The sequence below is a fragment of the Nonomuraea sp. NPDC050663 genome, from assembly GCF_044456985.1.
Classification (GTDB): Bacteria; Actinomycetota; Actinomycetes; order Streptosporangiales; family Streptosporangiaceae; genus Nonomuraea.
Genome location: NZ_JBITGL010000010.1, coordinates 182,701 through 201,630, shown reverse-complemented (window position 1 = coordinate 201,630; position 18,930 = coordinate 182,701). Strand labels below are relative to the sequence as shown.

At 70.7% G+C, this 18,930-nt stretch carries 19 protein-coding genes; 12 read left to right on the top strand and 7 right to left on the bottom strand.

The features are described 5' to 3' along the window. Positions 1-160 precede the first annotated feature (160 nt). Positions 161-697, top strand: a complete 537-nt coding sequence (locus tag ACIBH1_RS29970; protein WP_397317302.1) for a DUF1697 domain-containing protein — start codon at positions 161-163, stop codon at positions 695-697. Positions 698-795: 98 nt separating this feature from the next. Here ACIBH1_RS29970 and ACIBH1_RS29965 read toward each other — a convergent pair whose 3' ends face one another. Further along, positions 796-1,524 (bottom strand): SDR family NAD(P)-dependent oxidoreductase, encoded by a 729-nt coding sequence (locus ACIBH1_RS29965; RefSeq protein WP_397317301.1) that lies wholly within the window; start codon positions 1,522-1,524, stop codon positions 796-798. A 77-nt stretch (positions 1,525-1,601) separates the two neighbouring features. Here ACIBH1_RS29965 and ACIBH1_RS29960 point away from each other — a divergent pair, with 77 nt between their 5' ends. Both ACIBH1_RS29960 and ACIBH1_RS29955 read left to right on the top strand, forming a co-directional pair. Further along, entirely contained in the window at positions 1,602-2,930 is a 1,329-nt protein-coding gene (locus ACIBH1_RS29960; protein WP_397317300.1) for an MFS transporter, read from the top strand. Between the two features lie 23 nt (positions 2,931-2,953). Further along, positions 2,954-3,223: a metal-sensitive transcriptional regulator gene (locus ACIBH1_RS29955; protein WP_181615290.1), complete on the top strand. Its 270-nt coding sequence runs from the start codon at positions 2,954-2,956 to the stop codon at positions 3,221-3,223. On the opposite strand, the gene pcaC is transcribed toward ACIBH1_RS29955, so the two are convergent. The 6 genes from pcaC to ACIBH1_RS29925 all read right to left on the bottom strand — a co-directional run bounded on the left by pcaC (position 3,220) and on the right by ACIBH1_RS29925 (position 8,827). Beyond that, entirely contained in the window at positions 3,220-4,308 is a 1,089-nt protein-coding gene (gene pcaC, locus ACIBH1_RS29950; RefSeq protein WP_397317404.1) for a 4-carboxymuconolactone decarboxylase, read from the bottom strand. The two genes, ACIBH1_RS29955 and pcaC, sit on opposite strands and share 4 nt — an antisense overlap. A 2-nt stretch (positions 4,309-4,310) precedes the next feature. Next, on the bottom strand, positions 4,311-5,675 hold the full coding sequence (locus tag ACIBH1_RS29945) for a lyase family protein (protein ID WP_397317299.1): 1,365 nt from the start codon (positions 5,673-5,675) through the stop codon (positions 4,311-4,313). Next, positions 5,662-6,174: a protocatechuate 3,4-dioxygenase subunit alpha gene (gene pcaG / locus ACIBH1_RS29940; RefSeq protein ID WP_397317298.1), complete on the bottom strand. Its 513-nt coding sequence runs from the start codon at positions 6,172-6,174 to the stop codon at positions 5,662-5,664. Before pcaG ends, ACIBH1_RS29945 begins: the two co-directional genes overlap by 14 nt. Continuing rightward, positions 6,171-6,923: a protocatechuate 3,4-dioxygenase subunit beta gene (pcaH, locus tag ACIBH1_RS29935; protein WP_397317297.1), complete on the bottom strand. Its 753-nt coding sequence runs from the start codon at positions 6,921-6,923 to the stop codon at positions 6,171-6,173. Before pcaH ends, pcaG begins: the two co-directional genes overlap by 4 nt. A gap of 11 nt (positions 6,924-6,934) precedes the next feature. Next, positions 6,935-8,083 carry a thiolase family protein gene (locus tag ACIBH1_RS29930; protein WP_397317296.1) on the bottom strand — a complete coding sequence of 383 codons (1,149 nt, stop codon included), beginning with the start codon at positions 8,081-8,083 and terminating at the stop codon, positions 6,935-6,937. Between the two features lie 99 nt (positions 8,084-8,182). Next, positions 8,183-8,827, bottom strand: coding sequence for an FMN-dependent NADH-azoreductase (locus ACIBH1_RS29925; RefSeq protein ID WP_397317295.1), 645 nt, complete (start codon positions 8,825-8,827; stop codon positions 8,183-8,185). 104 nt (positions 8,828-8,931) lie between these two features. Here ACIBH1_RS29925 and ACIBH1_RS29920 point away from each other — a divergent pair, with 104 nt between their 5' ends. From ACIBH1_RS29920 to ACIBH1_RS29880, 9 genes are all read left to right on the top strand, one after another. Continuing rightward, positions 8,932-9,558: a TetR/AcrR family transcriptional regulator gene (locus ACIBH1_RS29920; RefSeq protein ID WP_397317294.1), complete on the top strand. Its 627-nt coding sequence runs from the start codon at positions 8,932-8,934 to the stop codon at positions 9,556-9,558. A gap of 86 nt (positions 9,559-9,644) precedes the next feature. Further along, positions 9,645-10,637 carry a LacI family DNA-binding transcriptional regulator gene (locus ACIBH1_RS29915; RefSeq protein WP_397317293.1) on the top strand — a complete coding sequence of 331 codons (993 nt, stop codon included), beginning with the start codon at positions 9,645-9,647 and terminating at the stop codon, positions 10,635-10,637. Positions 10,638-10,762: 125 nt separating this feature from the next. Beyond that, positions 10,763-11,884: a multiple monosaccharide ABC transporter substrate-binding protein gene (gene chvE, locus ACIBH1_RS29910; protein ID WP_181615285.1), complete on the top strand. Its 1,122-nt coding sequence runs from the start codon at positions 10,763-10,765 to the stop codon at positions 11,882-11,884. A 58-nt stretch (positions 11,885-11,942) separates the two neighbouring features. Next, positions 11,943-13,457, top strand: a complete 1,515-nt coding sequence (mmsA, locus tag ACIBH1_RS29905; RefSeq protein ID WP_397317292.1) for a multiple monosaccharide ABC transporter ATP-binding protein — start codon at positions 11,943-11,945, stop codon at positions 13,455-13,457. Next, positions 13,454-14,680 carry a multiple monosaccharide ABC transporter permease gene (gene mmsB / locus ACIBH1_RS29900; RefSeq protein WP_397317291.1) on the top strand — a complete coding sequence of 409 codons (1,227 nt, stop codon included), beginning with the start codon at positions 13,454-13,456 and terminating at the stop codon, positions 14,678-14,680. The genes mmsA and mmsB overlap by 4 nt, the downstream gene beginning before the upstream one ends. 5 nt (positions 14,681-14,685) lie before the next feature. Continuing rightward, a complete protein-coding gene (gene araB / locus ACIBH1_RS29895) occupies positions 14,686-16,254 on the top strand; it encodes a ribulokinase (protein WP_397317290.1) in 1,569 nt (522 codons plus the stop codon). Then, positions 16,251-16,898: an L-ribulose-5-phosphate 4-epimerase gene (locus tag ACIBH1_RS29890; protein WP_397317289.1), complete on the top strand. Its 648-nt coding sequence runs from the start codon at positions 16,251-16,253 to the stop codon at positions 16,896-16,898. Before araB ends, ACIBH1_RS29890 begins: the two co-directional genes overlap by 4 nt. Further along, positions 16,895-18,352 carry an L-arabinose isomerase gene (araA, locus tag ACIBH1_RS29885; RefSeq protein WP_397317288.1) on the top strand — a complete coding sequence of 486 codons (1,458 nt, stop codon included), beginning with the start codon at positions 16,895-16,897 and terminating at the stop codon, positions 18,350-18,352. Before ACIBH1_RS29890 ends, araA begins: the two co-directional genes overlap by 4 nt. A 37-nt stretch (positions 18,353-18,389) precedes the next feature. Continuing rightward, positions 18,390-18,845, top strand: coding sequence for a MarR family winged helix-turn-helix transcriptional regulator (locus tag ACIBH1_RS29880; protein ID WP_397317287.1), 456 nt, complete (start codon positions 18,390-18,392; stop codon positions 18,843-18,845). The last annotated feature ends 85 nt before the right edge of the window (positions 18,846-18,930 follow it).

Here is an 18,930-nt window from a genome sequence, read left to right as displayed (position 1 = left end):
TTTTCTCCTTGCCGGACCCTCGGTAAATCCGCTGGTCGGAGCCATTCTTCAGAAGGTGAATTCCGGGCCCTTCAGAACGCGCGAAGAGAAAAGGAAATCCGGTTCGCCGCCCGGCGGGAGACCGGACGACGGCGGGGGCGCGCGCGACTATCCTGGCCCGATGCCGAAGTACGCCGTCCTGGTGCGCGGGGTCAACCTCAAGCAGCGCAACCGCCTGGTCATGGCGGAGTTCCGCGAACTGCTGCAGGGCCTTGGCCACACGGCGGTGACCACCTACCTCAACAGCGGCAACGCGATCATCGAGGCCCCCGAGGCCCGCACCGACCACCTCGCCGCCGCCATCCGCGCGGCACTGCGGGAGCAGCTCGGCCTCGACGTCGGCGTCGTCGTGCGCACCGGCCCGGAACTGGCCGCCGTGGTCGAGGCCAACCCCTTCCCGGTGGCCGATCCGGCCCTGCTGCGAGTGGCGTTCCTGTCGGACCAGCCGAGCATCGAGGTGGATCGGGACGCCGTGGCTCCCGAGGAGTTCCACCTGGGTGACCGGGTGCTCTACCTGAAGTACGGCGGGAATCCCCGGGGCAGCAAGCTCGGCCTCGTCACGCGAGCGTGCCTGCGGGCCACGCCCGAGCTCGTGATCACCGAGCGGAACTGGAACACCACGCTGGCCCTGGCCGACCGCACCGGCGTGAACAGCTGACGAGTCCGCGGTCCCCTGTCACGAGCTGGCCATCGCCACCGTGATCACCTCGCCGGCCGTCAGCCGCCATCGGCCAGATCGGCGGCGAGGTCGACCGGCTATGCGCCGAGTCCGGCCCGCCGCGACCAGTGGTCCCACAGGCGGGCGGCGACCACGGGATCGGCGGCGGCGGGGGAGGGCGGGACGTCCCGCCCTCCTTCCAGGTAGCGCCCGGTCCCGCCGGAGCGCGCCAGCTCCACGGCGACCAGCGCCGAATCGCGCGGGCTCGCGGCCGTTCCGTTGCCGGGCACCCCGCGGAACTCGTCGAGCAGCCGGGTGGCCATCACCCCCGGGCAGAAGGCGCTGGCCAGGACCGGTGAGCGCCTGGCCAGCTCCAGCGTCAGGCTGACCAGCACGGCCTTGGTGTGCCGGTAGGACTCCCGCCTGCCCTCGGGGACGGGCGCCTCCAGGTCGGAGACCTGCCGGTGGTTGGCCGCGGCCACGTTGACGACCACGCTGGCGGGCACCAGGCGCGACATCAGGAACGGCGCCAGCAGGTTGACCGTCACCGTGTGCTCGGGCGAGTCGGACACGACGGCGGCGTTGTTGACCAGGATGTCGGCCTTCAGCCCGCGCAGGGAGCCGAGCCGGGTCAGGTCCACCGTCGCCTCTTCGAGGCTCGCGCCGGGAACCCGCGACCGCACGGCCGCCGCCGCGTCCGCCGGCGTACGGCAGGCGAGGATCACGTGGGCTCCGGCGCGGGCGAACTCGGTGGCCATGGCCAGCCCGAGACCGCGGTTGGCGCCGGTGATGAGGCAGGTCCGGCCGCTCAGCTCCATGGACGACATTCTCCCATTTTGCAAACCCCTAGGGGGTATGTTACGTTCCTCCGCGTCACCCTGACATACCCCCTGGAGGTATAGAAATGTCAGCGAATCCCCGCCGCTGGTGGGCACTCGTGGTGCTCGCCATGGCCCAGTTCATGGTCATCATGGACACGTCGATCATCGGCGTGGCCCTGCCCGACATGCAGCGCGAGCTCGGCTTCACCCCCGAGGGCCTGCAGTGGGTCTTCAACGCCTACGTCGTCGCGTTCGGCGGCCTGCTGCTCCTGGGCGGGCGGCTGTCCGACCTGTTCGGCGCCCGCAAGGTCTTCTCGACCGGCTGGCTGATCCTCATCGCCGGCTCGGTCGTCGCCGCCGCTGCCACCACCGCCTGGGTGGAGGTGCTGGGCAGGGGTATCCAGGGCGTCGGCGGCGCTCTCATCGCCCCGGCCGCCATGACCCTGCTCATGATGCTCTTCGGACACAACCCCCGCGAGCTCGGCAAGGCCATGTCCCTCTACGGCGCCGCGGCTCCCGCAGGCGGCACCGCGGGCGTCTTCCTGGGCGGCGTCATCACCGAATACCTGAGCTGGCCGTGGGTGTTCATCGTGTACATCCCCATTGGCGTCATCACACTGCTGGCCGTACCCGCCCTGCTTCCCGCCACCCGGCGCGGCAGCGGCTCGGTCGACCTGCTCGGCGGCCTGTCGGCGACGGCCGGCATCACCCTCGTCGTCTACGCGATCGTGGCGGAGAACTGGATCGCGGCGCTCGGCGGCGCGGCCCTGCTGGCGCTCTTCCTGCTGGTCCAGCGCACCGCCAAGTCCCCGATCATGCCGCTGGGCATCTGGCGCACTCCCGGCCTGGCCCCCGCGAACCTGGCGATGGCGCTGCTGGGCGCGGCCTGGATCCCGATGTGGTACTTCCTCAACCTCTACCTGCAGCAGACGCTGCACCTGGGCCAGTTCGCCAGCGGCGCGGCGCTGCTGCCGATGACCGTGGCCATCATGATCTTCATGGTCGGCATCACCGCCAAGCTGCTCGCCCGCCTCGGCGCCAAGCCGCTGATCGCCGGCGGCCTGCTCGTGCTCGCCGCGGGTGTGGCCTGGTTGTCGCTGGCCGGTCCGGGCGGGAGCTTCGCCGCCGACGTGCTGCCCGCCAGCCTGGTGGCGGCGGTGGGCATGTCGCTGGCCTACATCCCGGCGATGATGTCGGCGATGAGCGGGGTGCGCCCCGAGGAGGCGGGCCTGGCCTCCGGCATCGTCAACACCACCTACAACGTCGGCTCGGCGCTCGGCCTGGCCGTCATGACGGCACTGGCCACCGGCGGCACCTCACCCTTCGTGGGGGCGGCCGTGGTGGCGCTGGCCGGCGCGGTCCTGGCGGGCGTCACGCTCACCGGGAAGAAGCCGGCCGCCGAAATACTCTAGGGGGGTAGGGTGTTGAACGGGATATGAAAGCCAAGCAGGACCACCACCGCAGGCTGCGCCGGATCGAAGGACAGGTGCGCGGCCTGCAGCGGATGGTCGAAGAGGACAAATACTGTATCGACATCCTCACCCAGGTCTCGGCCGCCAACAGCGCCCTGCAGTCCTTCGCCCTGGCGCTGCTGGAGGAGCACCTGGCCCACTGCGTCGCCGAGGCGACGGCCAAGGGCGGCCCCGAGGCCGACGCGAAGGTCAAGGAAGCCACCGCGGCCATCGCCCGGCTCGTCCGCTCCTAGTCCTCCAGCTCGCCCAGCACCCGCTGGGCCACCGCGAAGGCCGCGTTGGCGGCGGGCACCCCGCAGTAGATCGCGCACTGCAGCAGCACCTCGCCGATCTCCTCGGGGGACAGCCCGTTCCGCCGCGCGGCCTTCACGTGCATCGCCAGCTCCTCCAGCCGGCCTCCGGCGACCAGCGCGGTCAGCGTGATCATGCTCCGTGAACGCCGGTCGAGCCCGGGCCGCGTCCAGATCTCGCCCCACGCGTAGCGGGTGATCAGGTCCTGGAAGTCCGCGGTGAAGGCGGTGGTGCCGGCGACCGCCCGGTCCACGTGCGCCTCGCCCAGGACGGCACGGCGCACGGCCATCCCCGCCCGCGCCCCCAGATGCGTCAGCAACGCGCCGGTCACGACCTCCGGCCTGTCGATGTTGGCCAGGTGCGCGGCGTCGCGCACCTCCACCAGCGTCGCGGCCGCGATGCCGTCGGCCAGCTCCCTGCCGTGCGGCGGGGGAGTGGCCGGGTCGTCCCGCCCCGCCACCACCAGCGTCGGCGCGGCGATCCTGCCCAGCTCCTCCCGGACGTCGTAGCCCGCCAGCGCCTCGCAGCAGGAGGCGTAGGAGCCGGGATCGGCGCCCGCCAGGTCGTCGAGCAGATCCGGCACCGGCGCACCGGCGAACCAGCGGGCACGCGAAGCCTCCAGCAGCACGGCCGTGCCGCGCTCGCGCACCAGCGCCGCGCGCTCGTGCCAGGCCGCGGGCTCCCCGAAGCGCGCCGAGGAGCAGATCATCGCGAGTGACCTGACCCGCCCGGGATGGTCCAACGCCAGCCGCGCGCCGATCGCGCCGCCGATGGAGACGCCCGCGTAGTGGAAGCTCTCCCAGCCCAGCGCGTCGGCCAGCTCCAGCACCCGCCCGGCCAGCCCGGCCATGCCCCCGGCCTGGCCGGGAGCGGAGCCGCCGTGCCCCGGCAGGTCGAAGCGCGCCACCCGGTGCCGCCTGGCCAGCTCGCGGATCTGCGGCTCCCAGACTCGCAGCGAGGTGCCGATCGACGGCCCCAGCATCAGCGGTTCCGCCTCGGGCGGGCCGTCGAGGCGATGGTTGAGCAGGTTCACGATCTCTCCAGGGCCCGGTCCACCAGGCTTCGCGCCGCGCCGAGATAGTCACCGGGATCGGCCAGCTCCGCGGGGAAGGGCTCGCCGCGCGTGATCAGTTCTTCCGTTCTCGTACGGCCCAGCACCGCGGAGACCCGCTCCGAGACGATCAGGCCGCCGGTCAGCTCCAGGTTCTCCCGCATCCGCTCCGGGTGCACCCGCAACCCTCCCGCCAGCTCGGCGGCGTCGGCGGCGGCGCCCTCGACCAGGCCGAGCGCCAGGGCCAGGGTCTGCCACTCGGCGTGCCAGGCCCCCGCCGGCCGTTCGTCCTCGGCGGCCATCGAGGCGTGGAGGGTCGCCGCCAGGTTCGGCACCTGCCTGGCTGCGGAGACGATCCAGGTCGCCAGGACCGGGTTGGTCTTGTGGGGCATCGCCGAGGAGCCGCCGGTCGTGCCCTCGCCCAGCTCGCCGATCTCGGTGCGGGAGAGCACCAGCACGTCGGCGGCCTGCTTGCCCAGCGCGCCCGCCGTGAAGGCCAGCGCCGAGGCCAGGTCGGCGACGGGGGCGCGCAACACGTGCCACGGCAGCGCGGGCGCCGCCAGCCCCAGCTCCCGCGCGAACGCCTCGACGAGCCGCCCTTCGACGCAACCACCGCCCGTGTCGCCGCCTGCCCCGCCGCCTGCCCCGCCGCCCGTGTCGCCGCCCGCCCCGCCGCCCGCCCCGCCGCCCGCCCCGCCGCCCGCCCCGCCGCCCGTGCCGCTGCCGTCGCCGCTGTCCCCACCCGTGCCGCCGCTCTCGCGCCCGGCCTGCTCCGCGTGGGCGCCGAAGGCCGCCAGCGTCCCGGCCGCCCCGCCGAGCTGGGCGGGCAACGCCTGCCGTACGGCACGCAGCCGGTCACGGGCGTCCAGCACGAGCGAACGCCACCCGGCCGCCTTCAGCCCGAAGGTCGTGGGCACGGCGTGCTGCGTCAGCGTGCGCCCCGCCATGACGGTGTCGCGATGGGCCGCCGCCAGCCGCCGCAACGCGCCCGCCGTACGCTCGAGGTCGTCCAGCACCGCGCCGGTGACCCGGTGTGCCACCAGCATCAGCGCGCTGTCCAGGATGTCCTGGCTCGTCGCCCCCCGGTGCGCCCACGGGCCCGCCGCCGCCTTCAGGGCGGCGGCCAGCGGGATGACCGGATTGCCGCTCGCCCTGGCCCGCTCGGCCAGATCGGGCACGGACAGTTCCCGCGCGGCGTTCTCCACGGCCCGCACCGCCTCGGCGGGCGCCAGCCCGAGCGCCGCCCAGGCCCGCACCAGCGCGATCTCGGCGTCGAGCATCGCCCGCAGCACCACCGCGTCGCCGACGGGCCGCGCGTGCGACAACAGCTCACCCGAACTCAAGGAACACCGTCTCCCTTTCGCCCTGCAGCCGGATGTCGAACCGGTACACCCCCGGCCGCTCCTCGGCGGCCAGCAACGTCGCCCGCCGCTCAGGCGGAACCCTGGCGTCGACCTCGTCACGCAGGTAGGCCCTGGTGTAGAGGTGATGCCCCAGCCCGCGGGCGAAGACACAGATCGAGACGTACGGCAGCTCGGTGGCCGCGGTGCGCAGCACCCAGCGGCCGGAGGCGTCGGTCGAGACGCGCCCCCAGCCGGTGAAGTCGACCCCGTGCCGCCCGATGATCGCCCCGGTGACGGGGTCGCGCCGCATCGAACCGGGCAACGGCCCGCCCGGCGAGGGCTGCCAGGTCTCCAGCAGCGCGTCGGGAACGGGCTGCGCCGCGCCGTCGTAGACGTGACCGTGCAGCACGATCCCGCCCAGCGCCACGTCGCCGCCGCCCTGGAACGGCAGCGCGTAGCCGTAGAAGGGGCCGACGGTCTGCGAGGGGGTCGGATTCACTCGTCCTCCTCCTGCTCGAACAGGCTGGCGGACGGTCCGTCGAGCACGATGTCCCAGCGGTAGCCGAGCGACCACTCCGGCACCGACAGGTCGTGGTCGTAGGAGGCGATCAGCCGCTCGCGGGCCTTCGGGTCGAGCACCGCGTTGTAGATCGGGTCGAACGGGAAGAGCGGGTCGTTCGGGAAGTACATCTGGGTGACCAGCCGCTGGGCGAAGGCCGTGCCGAACAGCGAGAAGTGGATGTGCGCCGGCCGCCAGGCGTTGCGGTGGTTGCGCCACGGATAGGCGCCCGGCTTGATCGTGGTGAAGGTGTAGCGGCCCTCGTCGCCGGTCAGGCAGCGGCCCAGGCCGGTGAAGTTGGGGTCGAGCGGGGCGGGGTGGTCGTCGCGCTGGTGCGCGTAGCGGCCGGAGGCGTTGGCCTGCCAGACCTCGACGAGCTGGCCGCGCACCGGGCGCCCGGCGCGGTCGAGCACCCGCCCCGTGACGGTGATCCGCTCGCCCAGGGGCTCGCCGACGTGCTGGCGGGTCAGGTCGTTGTCGAGGGCGGTGACGTCGCTGACGCCGAAGACGGGCCCCGTCAGCTCGGCCGCCTCGGGGTCGTCGAGCGTCACCAAGGGCTGTTTGGGGTGGCGGAGGGCGCTGCTGCGGTAGGGGGCGAAGTCGCGGGCGGAGTGGTGGCGGGTGAGGCCCTCCCGCAGGTAGGCCTCGTGCAGCTCCGCGATCTGCGCGGAGATGCGTTCCTGCGTCATGGGGGGCTTCCTTACCTTTCCAGGACGATGGCCAGGCCCTGGCCGACGCCGATGCACAGCGTCGCCAGGCCGGTGCCGGATCCGGCGGCGGCCAGCTGGTGGGCGACCGCGCCGGTCACGCGGGCGCCGGAGGCGCCCAGGGGGTGGCCGAGGGCGATGGCGCCGCCGCGCGGGTTGACGATGGAGGGATCCAGGTCGGGCAGCTCGGCCAGGCAGCCGAGCACCTGGGCGGCGAAGGCTTCGTTGAGCTCGACGACGGACAGGTCGGAGAAGGTGCGCGAGGCCCTGGCCAGGACACGCTTGACGGCCTCGACCGGGGCCAGGCCGAAGTACTGCGGTTCGATCTGGCTGACCGCGCTCGCGCGGACGCGGGCGAGGGGCTCGCGGCCGAGCCTGCGCACGCCCTCCTCGGAGGCGAGCAGCAGCGCCGCGGCGCCGTCGTTGAGAGGGGAGGAGTTGCCCGCGGTGACCGTGCCGCCCTGCTTGCGGAAGGCGGGCTTGAGCTTGGCGAGCGCCTCCAGCGAGGTGTCCGGCCTGATCGACTCGTCCCTGGTGACGCCGTCGACGGCCACGATCTCCGCGCCGAAGTCGGCCTTGGCGGCCTTGTGGTGGCTGGCCAGCGCGTAGGCGTCCTGGTCGGCGCGGGAGATGAGGTGCCTGTCGGCGATCAGCTCGGCGCCTTCGCCGAGCGGCACCGTCCACTCGGGGGCCATCCTGGGGTTGACCAGGCGCCAGCCGAGCGTGGTGGAGACGAGCTCCTGGGGTCCGGCGGGGAAGGCCCGGTCCGGTTTGGGCAGCACCCAGGGAGCCCGGGTCATCGATTCGACCCCGCCCGCGACCACCGTGTCGGCCTCGCCCAGGGCGATCGCGCGGTAGGCCTGGATGACCGCTTCCAGGCCCGAGCCGCACAGCCGGTTGACCGTCGCGCCGGGCACCGGCAGCCCGGCCAGCAGGGCGGCCATGCGGGCGACGTTGCGGTTGTCCTCGCCGGCGCCGTTGGCGTTGCCGAAGACGACGTCCTCGACCTCGGCGCCGGGGGAGCGCTGCAGGAGCCCGGTGATGACGTGCGCGGCCAGGTCGTCGGGCCGGATCGCGGCCAGCGCCCCGCCGTACTTGCCGATGGGGGTGCGGACCGCGTCGACGACGTAGACATCTGCCATGTCTCCGACGCTAGGGGCCCCGATCGGGACGAAGCACGCAAGGGCTTCCGCTGGGCGGAAGCGGCAGCCCGGGCCGGCGGAAGGGCTGAAGCCGGCGGCTCAGGCCGCCAGCGGGAGAGCGGCCAGGGAACGCCCGGCCTCGTGGGCGGCGCGGCGGGCTTCGGCGTGCGCGCCGGCGGCCACGTCACGCAGCCCGTCGAGCGCCGGGTTGACGCCGACCAGGGTGAGCTCCCGCTCCACCACGGTCAGGTCGGCCTCCCAGAGGTCGCCGAGGATGCGGCGCAGGTAGGGCGTGGAGTGGTCCCAGCCCTCCTTGGGCGTGCCGGGGCCGTACCCTCCGCCGCGCACGGTGGCCAGGACGGTCGGCTTGCCCTTGAGCACCGGGACGCCGGTGCCAGCGCCGGTGATGACCAGGTCGATCCAGGACTTGAAGTTCTGCGCGACCCCGTAGTTGTACAGAGGTACGGCCAGCAGCACCGCGTCGGCCTCGGCCAGTTCGGAGGCGAGTCCGGCGGCCAGGGCGAGGGCCTCGCGCTGGGCGGCGGTGCGGTCGGGTTCGGGGACGAATCCCGCGGTCGTGGCCGACGCCCACGCGTCGGAGGGCAGCGGGTGGGTGCCGAGGTGGCGGCGGACGACCGGGTCGCCGGGACGCGCTGCGCTCCACTCCGCCTCCACGAGGTCGGCGAGCTCGGAGCTGGCCGAGCTGCCGGGAAGGATGCTGGCGTCCACGCGGAACAGGGTCATCGAAGGGTCTCCTCTGGGCGATGGTTCTCTTGGTAAACGGACTTTACCCCGCTTGAGCGAAACGGACTTTACCCCGTTTCTGTTCCTGGCGGTAGTCTGGGCGGGTGGATCAAGCGGTCATTCCCCTCGGTGAGCCCCAGCCCGAACGGGCCGACGCGGCGCGCAATCGCCGGCATCTGCTGGCCACGGCCCGGGAGATGGTGGCCGAGCTGGGCGTCGAGAAGGTCACCATGGACCGCCTCGCGGAGCGGGCGTGCCTGGGCAAGGGCACGGTGTTCCGCCGGTTCGGCACCCGCGCGGGCATCTTCCGCGCGCTGCTCGACGACGACGAGACGGCCTTCCAGCAGAGCGTGCTGTCAGGGCTGCCGCCGCTGGGGCCGGGCGCCGAGCCGGTCGAGCGGCTGATCGCCTACGGGCGCGCCAGGATCTGCTTCCTGTACGAACACCATGCGCTGGCGCGCGCCGCGCTCGACGGCAACGAGCCGATCCCGGTCGGCGCCCGCAACACCTCGCAGCTGCACATCCGCATGCTCCTCGGCTGCGCCGCCCACGGCGCGGGGCGGGCCGGGCTGCGGGGTGCCGATCTCGACACCCTCGCGGTGCAGCTCACCGCCGCCCTCGAGGCCCCCATGCTGCTCTTCCTCAACGCCCCCCGGCAGCGCGAGACACCCGAGCTGATCAGGCGGATGGCCGACGGCTGGCAGGACCTCGTCGAGCGTGTCTGCGGGTAATCTCGTTGCTGTGTGCGGTATCACATTTGACTTCGGGATGTGTTAGCGCTAACAATACCTCGACATCCAGATCGGGGAGGTTTCGGATGGGTAAAACGCCGGTGATGGCCGACGTGGCCAGGGAAGCGGGCGTCTCCCACCAGACCGTGTCGCGTGTTCTCAACGGTCATCCGAACGTGCGGGGCGAGACCCGCACCAGGGTGATGACCGCGATCGACAAGCTCGGGTACCGCCGCAACCTCACCGCGAGGGCGCTGGCCACCCGCCGCACGCGCACGCTGGGCGTGGTCAGCTTCGACACCACCTTGTACGGCCCCGCCAGCACGGTCTACGGCATCTCGCAGGCCGCCAGGCAGGCGGGCTACTTCGTCAGCATCGTCAGCCTCAAGTCCATCGACCGCGAGCACGTCCGCGACGCCATGGCCTACCTGGGTGACCAGGGCGTGGACGGGATCGTGGTGGTCGCGCCGCAGCGCGCCGCGTCCGGGGTGCTGGCTGACCTGCCCCGCGGCGTGCCCATCGTGGCCGTCCAGGGCGGGGGAGCCGACGGCGTGCCGCTGGTGCGCGTCGACCACTTCGAGGGCGGCCGGGCCGCCACCCGCCACCTGCTGGAGCTGGGGCACGAGACCGTCTGGCACGTGCGCGGCCCGGCCGGCTGGATCGAGGCCGAGGCCCGGGAGGAGGGCTGGCGCGCGGCGTTGTCCATGGCCGGCCGCCCCATCCCGGAACCGCTGCAGGGCGACTGGAGCCCGGCCGCCGGTTATCGGGCCGGCCGGATCCTGGCCGCCGAGGGGGCGAGCGCCGTGTTCGTCTCCAACGACCAGATGGCCCTTGGCCTGCTCAGAGCCTTCACCGAACTCGGTGTCGACGTGCCCGGCCGGGTGAGCATCGTCGGCTTCGACGACATCCCGGAGTCGGAGTACTTCTCGCCCCCGCTCACCACCATCAGGCAGGACTTCGCCGAGGTGGGCCGGGGCAGCATCGAGCAGCTGCTGCGCAGGATCGAGGGCGTCGAGACGCTGCCGCCTCTCGTCGTGCCGCCGGTCTTGGTGATCCGGGGAAGCACATCAGGGCTGTAGCTCGGAAGATCTACCCGAGATTTCAACGAAGTTTCGGAAATATGTTGACTTCTGTCCGTGTTAGCGCAAACAATCCCAAAACGGAGTTTTCTTCCGTTTTGTGTGTCGCCGAGAGGATCAACCCAATGAGACTAGGACGTATCGGCGGACTCGTGTCCGTCCTTACGCTGGCCGCCACCCTGGCAGCCTGCGGGTCCAGCACCAAGACCGTCGACGCCCAGCCTTCGCAGGCTGCCGGCGGCGACACCGCGGCAGGCGCGCTGATCGGCGTGACCATGCCCACCAAGTCGTCCGAGCGGTGGATCCACGACGGCGACAACGTCAAGGCCGCCCTGGAGAAGCTCGGCTACAAGGTCGACCTCCAGTACGCCGAGAATGACATCCCGACGCAGGCCAACCAGATCGAGAACCAGATCACCAAGGGCGCCAAGCTCCTGATCATCGCCTCGATCGACGGCACCGCGATCACCTCGCAGCTGCAGCAGGCCGCCGACGCGAAGATCCCGGTCATCGCCTACGACCGCCTGATCCGCAACAGCCCGAACGTCGACTACTACGCCACCTTCGACAACTTCAAGGTCGGTGTGCAGCAGGCCACCTCGCTGCTGCAGGGCCTGGGCGTCGACAAGGGCGAGAAGGGCCCGTTCAACGTCGAGCTGTTCGGCGGCTCGCCCGACGACAACAACGCCACGTTCTTCTGGAACGGCGCCATGTCGGTGCTCCAGCCGAAGATCGACGACGGCACCCTGAAGGTCGCCTCCGGCCAGACCGACTTCAAGACCGCCGCGACCCTCCGCTGGGACCCGGCCACCGCGCAGAAGCGCATGGAGGACATCCTCACCAAGACCTACAGCGGCGGCGCCAAGGTCGACGGCGTGCTCTCGCCGTACGACGGCCTGTCCATCGGCATCCTCTCGGCGCTGAAGTCGAACGGCTACGGCACCAGCGGCCAGCCGTACCCGGTCGTGACCGGCCAGGACGCCGAGCTCGCCTCGGTCAAGTCGATCGTCGCCGGTGAGCAGTACTCCACGATCTTCAAGGACACCCGCAAGCTCGCCGAGGCCACCGTCACGATGGCCGACGCCGTGCTCAAGGGCGGCAAGCCCGAGGTGAACAACACCACCGACTACGACAACGGCAACAAGGTCGTCCCCTCCTACCTGCTGGAGTCGGTCGTCGTCGACAAGACCAACTACGAGGACGTCATCGTCGGTGGTGGCTACTACACCGCCGACCAGCTCAAGTAAGGGTCTTGGCCCCGGAGGTGCACGAACCTCCGGGGCCTTCACTGGCGAGGGCGAGAACATGAGCGATCACATCCTGCGGATGAGCGGGATCACCAAGACCTTCCCCGGGGTCAAGGCTCTGCGTGACGTGACCCTGTCGGTACGGCGGGGCGAGATCCACGCCATCTGCGGCGAGAACGGCGCCGGCAAGTCGACGCTGATGAAGGTGCTGTCGGGCGTCTACCCGCACGGCGACTTCGAGGGCTCGATCGAGTTCGACGGGCAGCCGGGGGAGTTCCGCGGCATCCGCGACAGCGAGCACGCCGGCATCGTCATCATCCACCAGGAGCTGGCGCTGAGCCCCCAGCTGTCGGTGGCCGAGAACATCTTCCTCGGCAACGAGCGGGCCAAGCGCGGCCTCATCGACTGGAACCGGACCAACTACGAGGCCGGCGAGCTGATGAAGCGCGTGGGCCTGCGCGACAACCCCACCCGCCAGGTCAGCGACCTGGGCGTGGGCAAGCAGCAGCTGGTCGAGATCGCCAAGGCGCTGTCGAAGAACGTCAAGCTGCTGATCCTCGACGAGCCGACCGCCGCGCTCAACGACGACGACTCCGCCCACCTGCTCGACCTGCTGCGCGGGCTGCGTGACGAGGGCATCACCTGCGTGATCATCTCCCACAAGCTCAACGAGGTCATCTCGATCGCCGACAACGTCACGATCATCCGCGACGGCCAGACGATCGAGACCCTGGACCGGCAGGAGCTGACCGAGGACCGCATCATCGCGGGCATGGTCGGCCGGGCGCTGGACAACCGCTTCCCGCCGCACGAGCCGACGATCGGCGAAGAGGTGCTGCGGATCGAGGACTGGACCGTCCACAGCCCTGCCCAGCCGGAACGCAAGGTCGTCGACGGCGCCTCGCTCACCCTGCGCAGGGGAGAGATCGTGGGCCTGGCCGGCCTCATGGGCGCCGGCCGTACCGAACTGGCCATGAGCGTCTTCGGCCGCGCCTACGGCGTGAACATCTCCGGCTCGATCTACAAGGACGGCGTCCGCATCGAGCCCAAGAGCGTCGGCGAGGCCATCGAGCACGGCTTGGCCTATGCCACCGAGGACCGCAAGAGGTACGGGCTCAACCTCATCGAGGACATCAAGACCAACATCAGCGCCGCCTCGCTCAAGGGCCTCTGGGTCGACGAGGCGGAGGAGTTCAGGGTCGCCGAGGGTTTCCGCAAGAGCATGAACATCAAGGCCCCCGGAGTCTCCAGCGTGGTGGGCAAGCTCAGCGGCGGCAACCAGCAGAAGGTGGTGCTGTCGAAGTGGATCCTCACCGAGCCTGACGTGCTCATCCTCGACGAACCCACGCGCGGCATCGACGTCGGCGCCAAGTACGAGATCTACACGATCATCAACCAGCTCGCCGACCAGGGCAAGGCCGTCCTGGTGATCTCTTCGGAGCTCCCCGAGCTGCTGGGCCTGTGCGACCGCATCTACACCCTCGCCGAAGGGCGCATCACAGGTGAGCTCTCCGGCCGCGAGGCCACCCAGGAGAGCCTCATGCACCTCATGACCAAGGGAAACCCTCGATGACCACCACGACCGCCACCGCCAAGCAGGAGGCCGCCGCCCCCGGCAAGCGCAAGTTCTCGCTGAACCTGCGCTCCAGCGGCATCTACATCGCGTTCGCGCTGATCGTCCTGCTGTTCTCGGTGCTGACCGACGGCGCCCTGCTGCAGCCGCAGAACATCTCCAACATCATCGTCCAGAACAGCTACGTGCTGATCCTGGCGATCGGCATGATCCTGATCATCATCGCCGGGCACATCGACCTGTCGGTCGGCTCGGTGGTCGCCGTGACGGGCGCGCTGGCCGCGGTGCTCATGGTCAACATGGGCCTGGCCTGGCCGCTCGCCCTGGGCGTCACCCTCATCGCCGGCGGTCTCATCGGCGCCTGGCAGGGCTTCTGGGTCGCCTACTTCGGCATCCCGGCCTTCATCGTGACTCTCGCCGGCATGCTGCTGTTCCGCGCGCTCACCATGACCGTCCTGGGCAACCAGGGCATCGGCCCCTTCCCCGACGAGGTCCGCACCCTGGCCAACGGCTTCACCGACGGCTACCTGGGCAACATCGGCCTCGGGCCGCTCGGCGGCGCCGACCTGTTCAGCCTCATCGTCGGCCTGCTCGCGATCGCCGGCATGGCCGCCTCCCAGTGGAAGGCGCGCAAGGGCCGCCTCGGCTACGGCCAGGCGGTCGAGCCGATCGCCCTGTTCGTCGGCAAGCTGGCCGTCGGAGCGGTGCTCATCCTCTTCCTCGTCGTGCAGCTGGCCCGCTTCAAGAACCTGCCGTGGGTGCTGGTGCTGCTGGCCGCCCTGGTGCTCGGCTACTCCGTGCTGGCCGGCCGTACCGTCTTCGGCCGCCGCATCTACGCCATCGGCGGCAACATGCAGGCCGCGGTGCTCTCCGGCGTCAAGGTCAAGAGCGTCGTGTTCTGGCTGTTCGTCAACATGGGCGTGCTGTCGGCCATCGCCGGCATCATCTTCGCCGGCCGCCTCAACCAGGCGGGCCCGACCGCGGGCAACAGCTTCGAGCTCGACGCCATCGCCGCGGCCTTCATCGGCGGCGCGGCCGTCCAGGGCGGTGTCGGCAAGGTCGTGGGCGCCATCACCGGCGGCCTGATCATGGCGGTCATCAACAACGGCATGTCGCTGATCGGTTCGCCGAGCGAGCGCGTGATGCTCGTCAAGGGCGCCGTGCTGCTCGCGGCCGTCGCCTTCGACGTCTGGACCAAGCGTCGCTCCGGCGCGGGACGGTGACCCCGATGCACGTCGTAGGAGTCGACTACGGGACGCTGTCCGGCCGCGCCGTCGTGGTGCGCGTCTCGGACGGCGCGGAACTGGGCAGCGCGGTGCACCCCTACTCCCAGGGAGTGATCGAGGAGGGTCTGCCTCCCGACTGGGCGTTGCAGTCGCCGCGGGACTGGATCGAGGTGCTCAAAGTCGCCGTGCCCGAAGCGGTGCGGGCGGCCGGGATCGATCCGGGCACCGTGATCGGGATCGGCACCGACTTCACCGCCTGCACGATCCTGCCGGCCACCGCCGAGGGTGAGCCGTTGTGTTACGCCGAGCCGGACCGGCCGCACGCGTGGCCGAAGTTGTGGAAGCATCACGCCGCTCAGGCGCAGGCCGACCGGATCAACGTGCTGGCCGCCTCCCGTGGGGAGGCGTGGCTGGCGCGCTATGGCGGGAAGATCTCGGCGGAGTGGGCGTTCGCCAAGGGCTTGCAGCTGCTGGAGGAGGATCCTGAGCTGTACGGCAGGGCCGAGCGGTGGATCGAGGCGGCCGACTGGATCGTGTGGCAGCTGACCGGGGTGGAGTCCCGCAATGTGTGCACCGCCGGGTACAAGGAGATCTTCCAGGACGGCGCCTACCCCTCGCCGGAGTTCCTGGCCGCGCTCCATCCAGGCTTCGCCGGGTTCGTCGGCAAGCTGAACACCGCGCCGATCGCGCCGCTGGGCGGCCTGGCCGGGCGGCTGTCGGCGCAGGCCGCCGCCTGGACCGGGTTGCCGGAAGGGATCGCGGTGGCGGTCGGGAACGTGGATGCGCATGTCACCTCGGCGGCCGCGGACGCGGTGCGGCCGGGGCAGATGGTGGCGATCATGGGCACCTCCACCTGTCACGTGATGCCCTCCGATCGGCTGGCGCAGGTGCCGGGCATGTGCGGGGTGGTCGCCGACGGGGTCGTGCCTGGGTTGTGGGGGTATGAGGCGGGCCAGTCCGGGGTGGGTGACATCTTCGGCTGGTGGGTCGAGCAGGTCGGCCGCAGCCATGAGGAGTTGACCGAGCTGGCCGCCGCGCAGCGGGTGGGGGAGCACGGGCTGGTGGCGTTGGATTGGCACAACGGCAACCGGTCGGTGCTGGTCGATCACCACCTGTCGGGGGTGGTCGTCGGTCAGACGCTGGCCACCCAGCCGCAGGACGTCTATCGGGCGTTGATCGAGGCGACCGCGTTCGGGGCTCGGGTGATCGTGGAGACGTTCGAGGCGGCCGGGGTGCCGGTGGAGGAGTTCATCGTGGCGGGCGGGCTGCTGAAGAACGCGTTTTTGATGCAGATCTACGCTGATGTGCTGCGTCGTCCGTTGTCGGTGATCGGTTCGGATCAGGGTCCGGCGCTCGGTTCGGCGATTCATGCGGCGGTCGCGGCGGGCGCGTATGCCGATGTTCAGGCGGCGTCGAAGGTGATGGGCAAGCGGATCGAGAGGGCGTATGAGCCGGATCCGGAACGCGCTGATGCCTACGACGAGCTGTATGCCGTCTACCGGGAGCTGCATGACGCCTTCGCCGACGGCCGGGTGCTGCACACGCTGCGGGCGTTGAGGAACCGGGCATGAGGAAGATCGTCTGTGACCTGCATGCCGAGCTGGTCAGGAACAACCTGGTGGCGTGGACGGCGGGCAATGTGTCGGGCCGGGTCCCGGGCGAGGACCTGTTCGTGATCAAACCGTCGGGGGTGTCGTATGACGAGCTGACCCCTGAGGCGATGGTGGTGTGTGACCTGGAGGGCAATCTGGTGGAGGGCGAGCATGCCCCGTCCAGTGACACCGCGGCGCACGCCTACGTCTACCGGCACATGCCGCAGGTGGGTGGGGTGGTGCACACGCATTCGACCTACGCCAGTGCGTGGGCGGCCCGGCATGAGCCGATTCCGTGTGTGCTGACGGCGATGGCCGATGAGTTCGGTGGGCCGATTCCTGTCGGGCCGTTCGCGTTGATCGGGGACGACTCGATCGGGCAGGGCATCGTGGCCACGCTCGAGGGCCATCGCTCGCCGGCGGTGCTGATGAAGAACCACGGCGTGTTCACCATCGGCAGGGATGCGCGGGCGGCGGTCAAGGCGGCTGTCATGTGTGAGGACGTGGCCCGCACCGTGCACATCTCCCGGCAGTTGGGTGAGCCGCTGCCGATCGCGCAGGCCGACATCGACCGGCTGTATGACCGCTACCAGAACGTGTATGGACAAAGGAGTGCGCGATGAGCATCTGGTTTTTGACCGGCAGCCAGCACTTGTATGGCGAGGAGACGCTCGCGCAGGTGGCCGAGCAGTCGCAGGCGATCGCGGCGGCGTTGCCGGTGGCGGTGGAGTGGAAGCCGGTGCTGACTGATGCGGCGGCGATCCGGCGGGTGATGTTGGAGGCCAACGCCGACGACGCCTGTACCGGGGTGATCGCATGGATGCACACCTTCTCGCCGGCCAAGATGTGGATCGCCGGGTTGGATGCGTTGCGCAAGCCGTTGCTGCATCTGCATACTCAGGCCAATGTCGAGCTGCCGTGGGCGAGTATCGACATGGATTTCATGAATCTCAATCAGGCCGCGCACGGTGATCGTGAGTTCGGGTTCATTCAGACGCGGTTGGGGGTGCCGCGCAAGACCGTCGCCGGACACGTCAGCGATCCGGCGGTCGACACCCGCATCGCCGCCTGGGCCCGCGCCGCGACCGGCCTGGCCGAGCTGCGCTCGCTCAAGGTCGCCCGCTTCGGCGACAACATGCGCGACGTGGCCGTCACCGAGGGCGACAAGGTCGAGGCGCAGCTGCGCTTCGGCGTCTCGGTCAACACCTACGGCGTCAACGACCTCGTCGAAGCCGTCGACGGTGTCCTCGACAGCGAGATCGACGCCCTCGTGAAGGTCTACGCCGACCAGTACCGCGTCGCTCCTGAGCTGCTCGGCGACCGGCGCGAGTCGCTGCGCTACGCCGCCCGCATCGAGATCGGCCTGCGCGGCTTCCTGGAATCAGGCGGCTTCAAGGCCTTCACCACCAACTTCGAGGACCTCGGCGGGCTGCGCCAGCTGCCCGGCCTGGCCGTGCAGCGGCTGATGGCCGACGGCTACGGCTTCGGCGGCGAGGGCGACTGGAAGACCTCCGTGCTGGTCCGCACGCTCAAGGCGATGGCGCCGGGCGGGGCGACCAGCTTCATGGAGGACTACACCTACCACCTGGTCCCCGGCGAGCAGCTGATCCTCGGCGCGCACATGCTGGAGGTCTGCCCGACGATCGCCGCCGGCACCCCCTCATGCGAGATCCACCCGCTGGGCATCGGCGGCCGCGAGGACCCGGTCCGTCTGGTCTTCGACGCCGCCCAGGGTCCTGGCGTGGTGGTCGGCCTGGCCGATCTGGGCGACCGGTTCCGCCTGGTCGCCAACGAGATCGACCTGGTCGCTCCGCTGAAGCCGCTGCCGAACCTGCCCGTCGCCCGCGCCGTGTGGAAGCCGCGCCCGTCGCTGCCCGTCTCCACCGAGTCGTGGCTGACCGCCGGCGGCCCGCACCACACGGTCCTGTCCAGGTCCGTGGGCGTCGAGGAGCTGAACGACCTGGCCGACATGCTGGGTGTCGAGCTGGTCGTCATCGACCGCGACACCACGCCGCGCCAGTTCGCCAAGGAGCTGCGCTGGAACCAGGCCTACTACCGCCTGGCCGGAGGCTTCTAAGAATTTGCATCATACACATGGCGTGTATGATGCAAATATGGAGGACAGGCCCACGCATCTGATCGAGTTCGAGACGATGCTCTACGAGCGCTTCCGTCACCTGGCCAATCCCTCGGCCAGGCGGCGGGGCGGTCTCGACCGCAGCGCCTACCTCCTGCTCAGCCGCCTCCAGGCGGAGGGGCCGATGTCGATCGGCGAGCTCAGCGACGCCTTCCGTCTCGACGTCTCCACGCTCAACCGCCAGACGGCGGCCATGCTCAAGTCCGACCTGGTCGAGCGCATCCCCGACCCCGACGGCGGCATCGCGCGCAAGTTCCGCATCACCGCCGAAGGGCACGACCGCCTGGAGGAGGAGCGTGCCGCCGGGGTGGCGAGCCTCGACAGGGTCCTGGCCGGGTGGTCCGCCGACGACGTGGCCGCCTTCGCCGGCTACCTGCGGCGCTTCAACACCGACATCGAACGCCTGGCCGGAAGGCCCTGGCCGCGCGGCTGACCGCCCCCAGCTCCGACGAGCTGGGGCTTTTCTTCTCCTGTCCATTTGTATGTAACACACACTGTGCATGATGCATGCACGAGGA

What these genes read in the sequence shown, in the direction of transcription:
- ACIBH1_RS29930 (WP_397317296.1), bottom strand. Translation starts at nt 8,083, where the DNA reads ATGGCAGATGTCTACGTCGTCGACGCGGTCCGCACCCCCATCGGCAAG.
- ACIBH1_RS29965 (WP_397317301.1), bottom strand. Translation starts at nt 1,524, where the DNA reads ATGTCGTCCATGGAGCTGAGCGGCCGGACCTGCCTCATCACCGGCGCC.
- ACIBH1_RS29970 (WP_397317302.1), top strand. Translation starts at nt 161, where the DNA reads ATGCCGAAGTACGCCGTCCTGGTGCGCGGGGTCAACCTCAAGCAGCGC.
- ACIBH1_RS29925 (WP_397317295.1), bottom strand. Translation starts at nt 8,827, where the DNA reads ATGACCCTGTTCCGCGTGGACGCCAGCATCCTTCCCGGCAGCTCGGCC.
- ACIBH1_RS29915 (WP_397317293.1), top strand. Translation starts at nt 9,645, where the DNA reads ATGGGTAAAACGCCGGTGATGGCCGACGTGGCCAGGGAAGCGGGCGTC.
- ACIBH1_RS29960 (WP_397317300.1), top strand. Translation starts at nt 1,602, where the DNA reads ATGTCAGCGAATCCCCGCCGCTGGTGGGCACTCGTGGTGCTCGCCATG.
- mmsB (WP_397317291.1), top strand. Translation starts at nt 13,454, where the DNA reads ATGACCACCACGACCGCCACCGCCAAGCAGGAGGCCGCCGCCCCCGGC.
- ACIBH1_RS29880 (WP_397317287.1), top strand. Translation starts at nt 18,390, where the DNA reads ATGGAGGACAGGCCCACGCATCTGATCGAGTTCGAGACGATGCTCTAC.
- araA (WP_397317288.1), top strand. Translation starts at nt 16,895, where the DNA reads ATGAGCATCTGGTTTTTGACCGGCAGCCAGCACTTGTATGGCGAGGAG.
- mmsA (WP_397317292.1), top strand. Translation starts at nt 11,943, where the DNA reads ATGAGCGATCACATCCTGCGGATGAGCGGGATCACCAAGACCTTCCCC.
- pcaH (WP_397317297.1), bottom strand. Translation starts at nt 6,923, where the DNA reads ATGACGCAGGAACGCATCTCCGCGCAGATCGCGGAGCTGCACGAGGCC.
- chvE (WP_181615285.1), top strand. Translation starts at nt 10,763, where the DNA reads ATGAGACTAGGACGTATCGGCGGACTCGTGTCCGTCCTTACGCTGGCC.
- ACIBH1_RS29955 (WP_181615290.1), top strand. Translation starts at nt 2,954, where the DNA reads ATGAAAGCCAAGCAGGACCACCACCGCAGGCTGCGCCGGATCGAAGGA.
- ACIBH1_RS29890 (WP_397317289.1), top strand. Translation starts at nt 16,251, where the DNA reads ATGAGGAAGATCGTCTGTGACCTGCATGCCGAGCTGGTCAGGAACAAC.
- araB (WP_397317290.1), top strand. Translation starts at nt 14,686, where the DNA reads ATGCACGTCGTAGGAGTCGACTACGGGACGCTGTCCGGCCGCGCCGTC.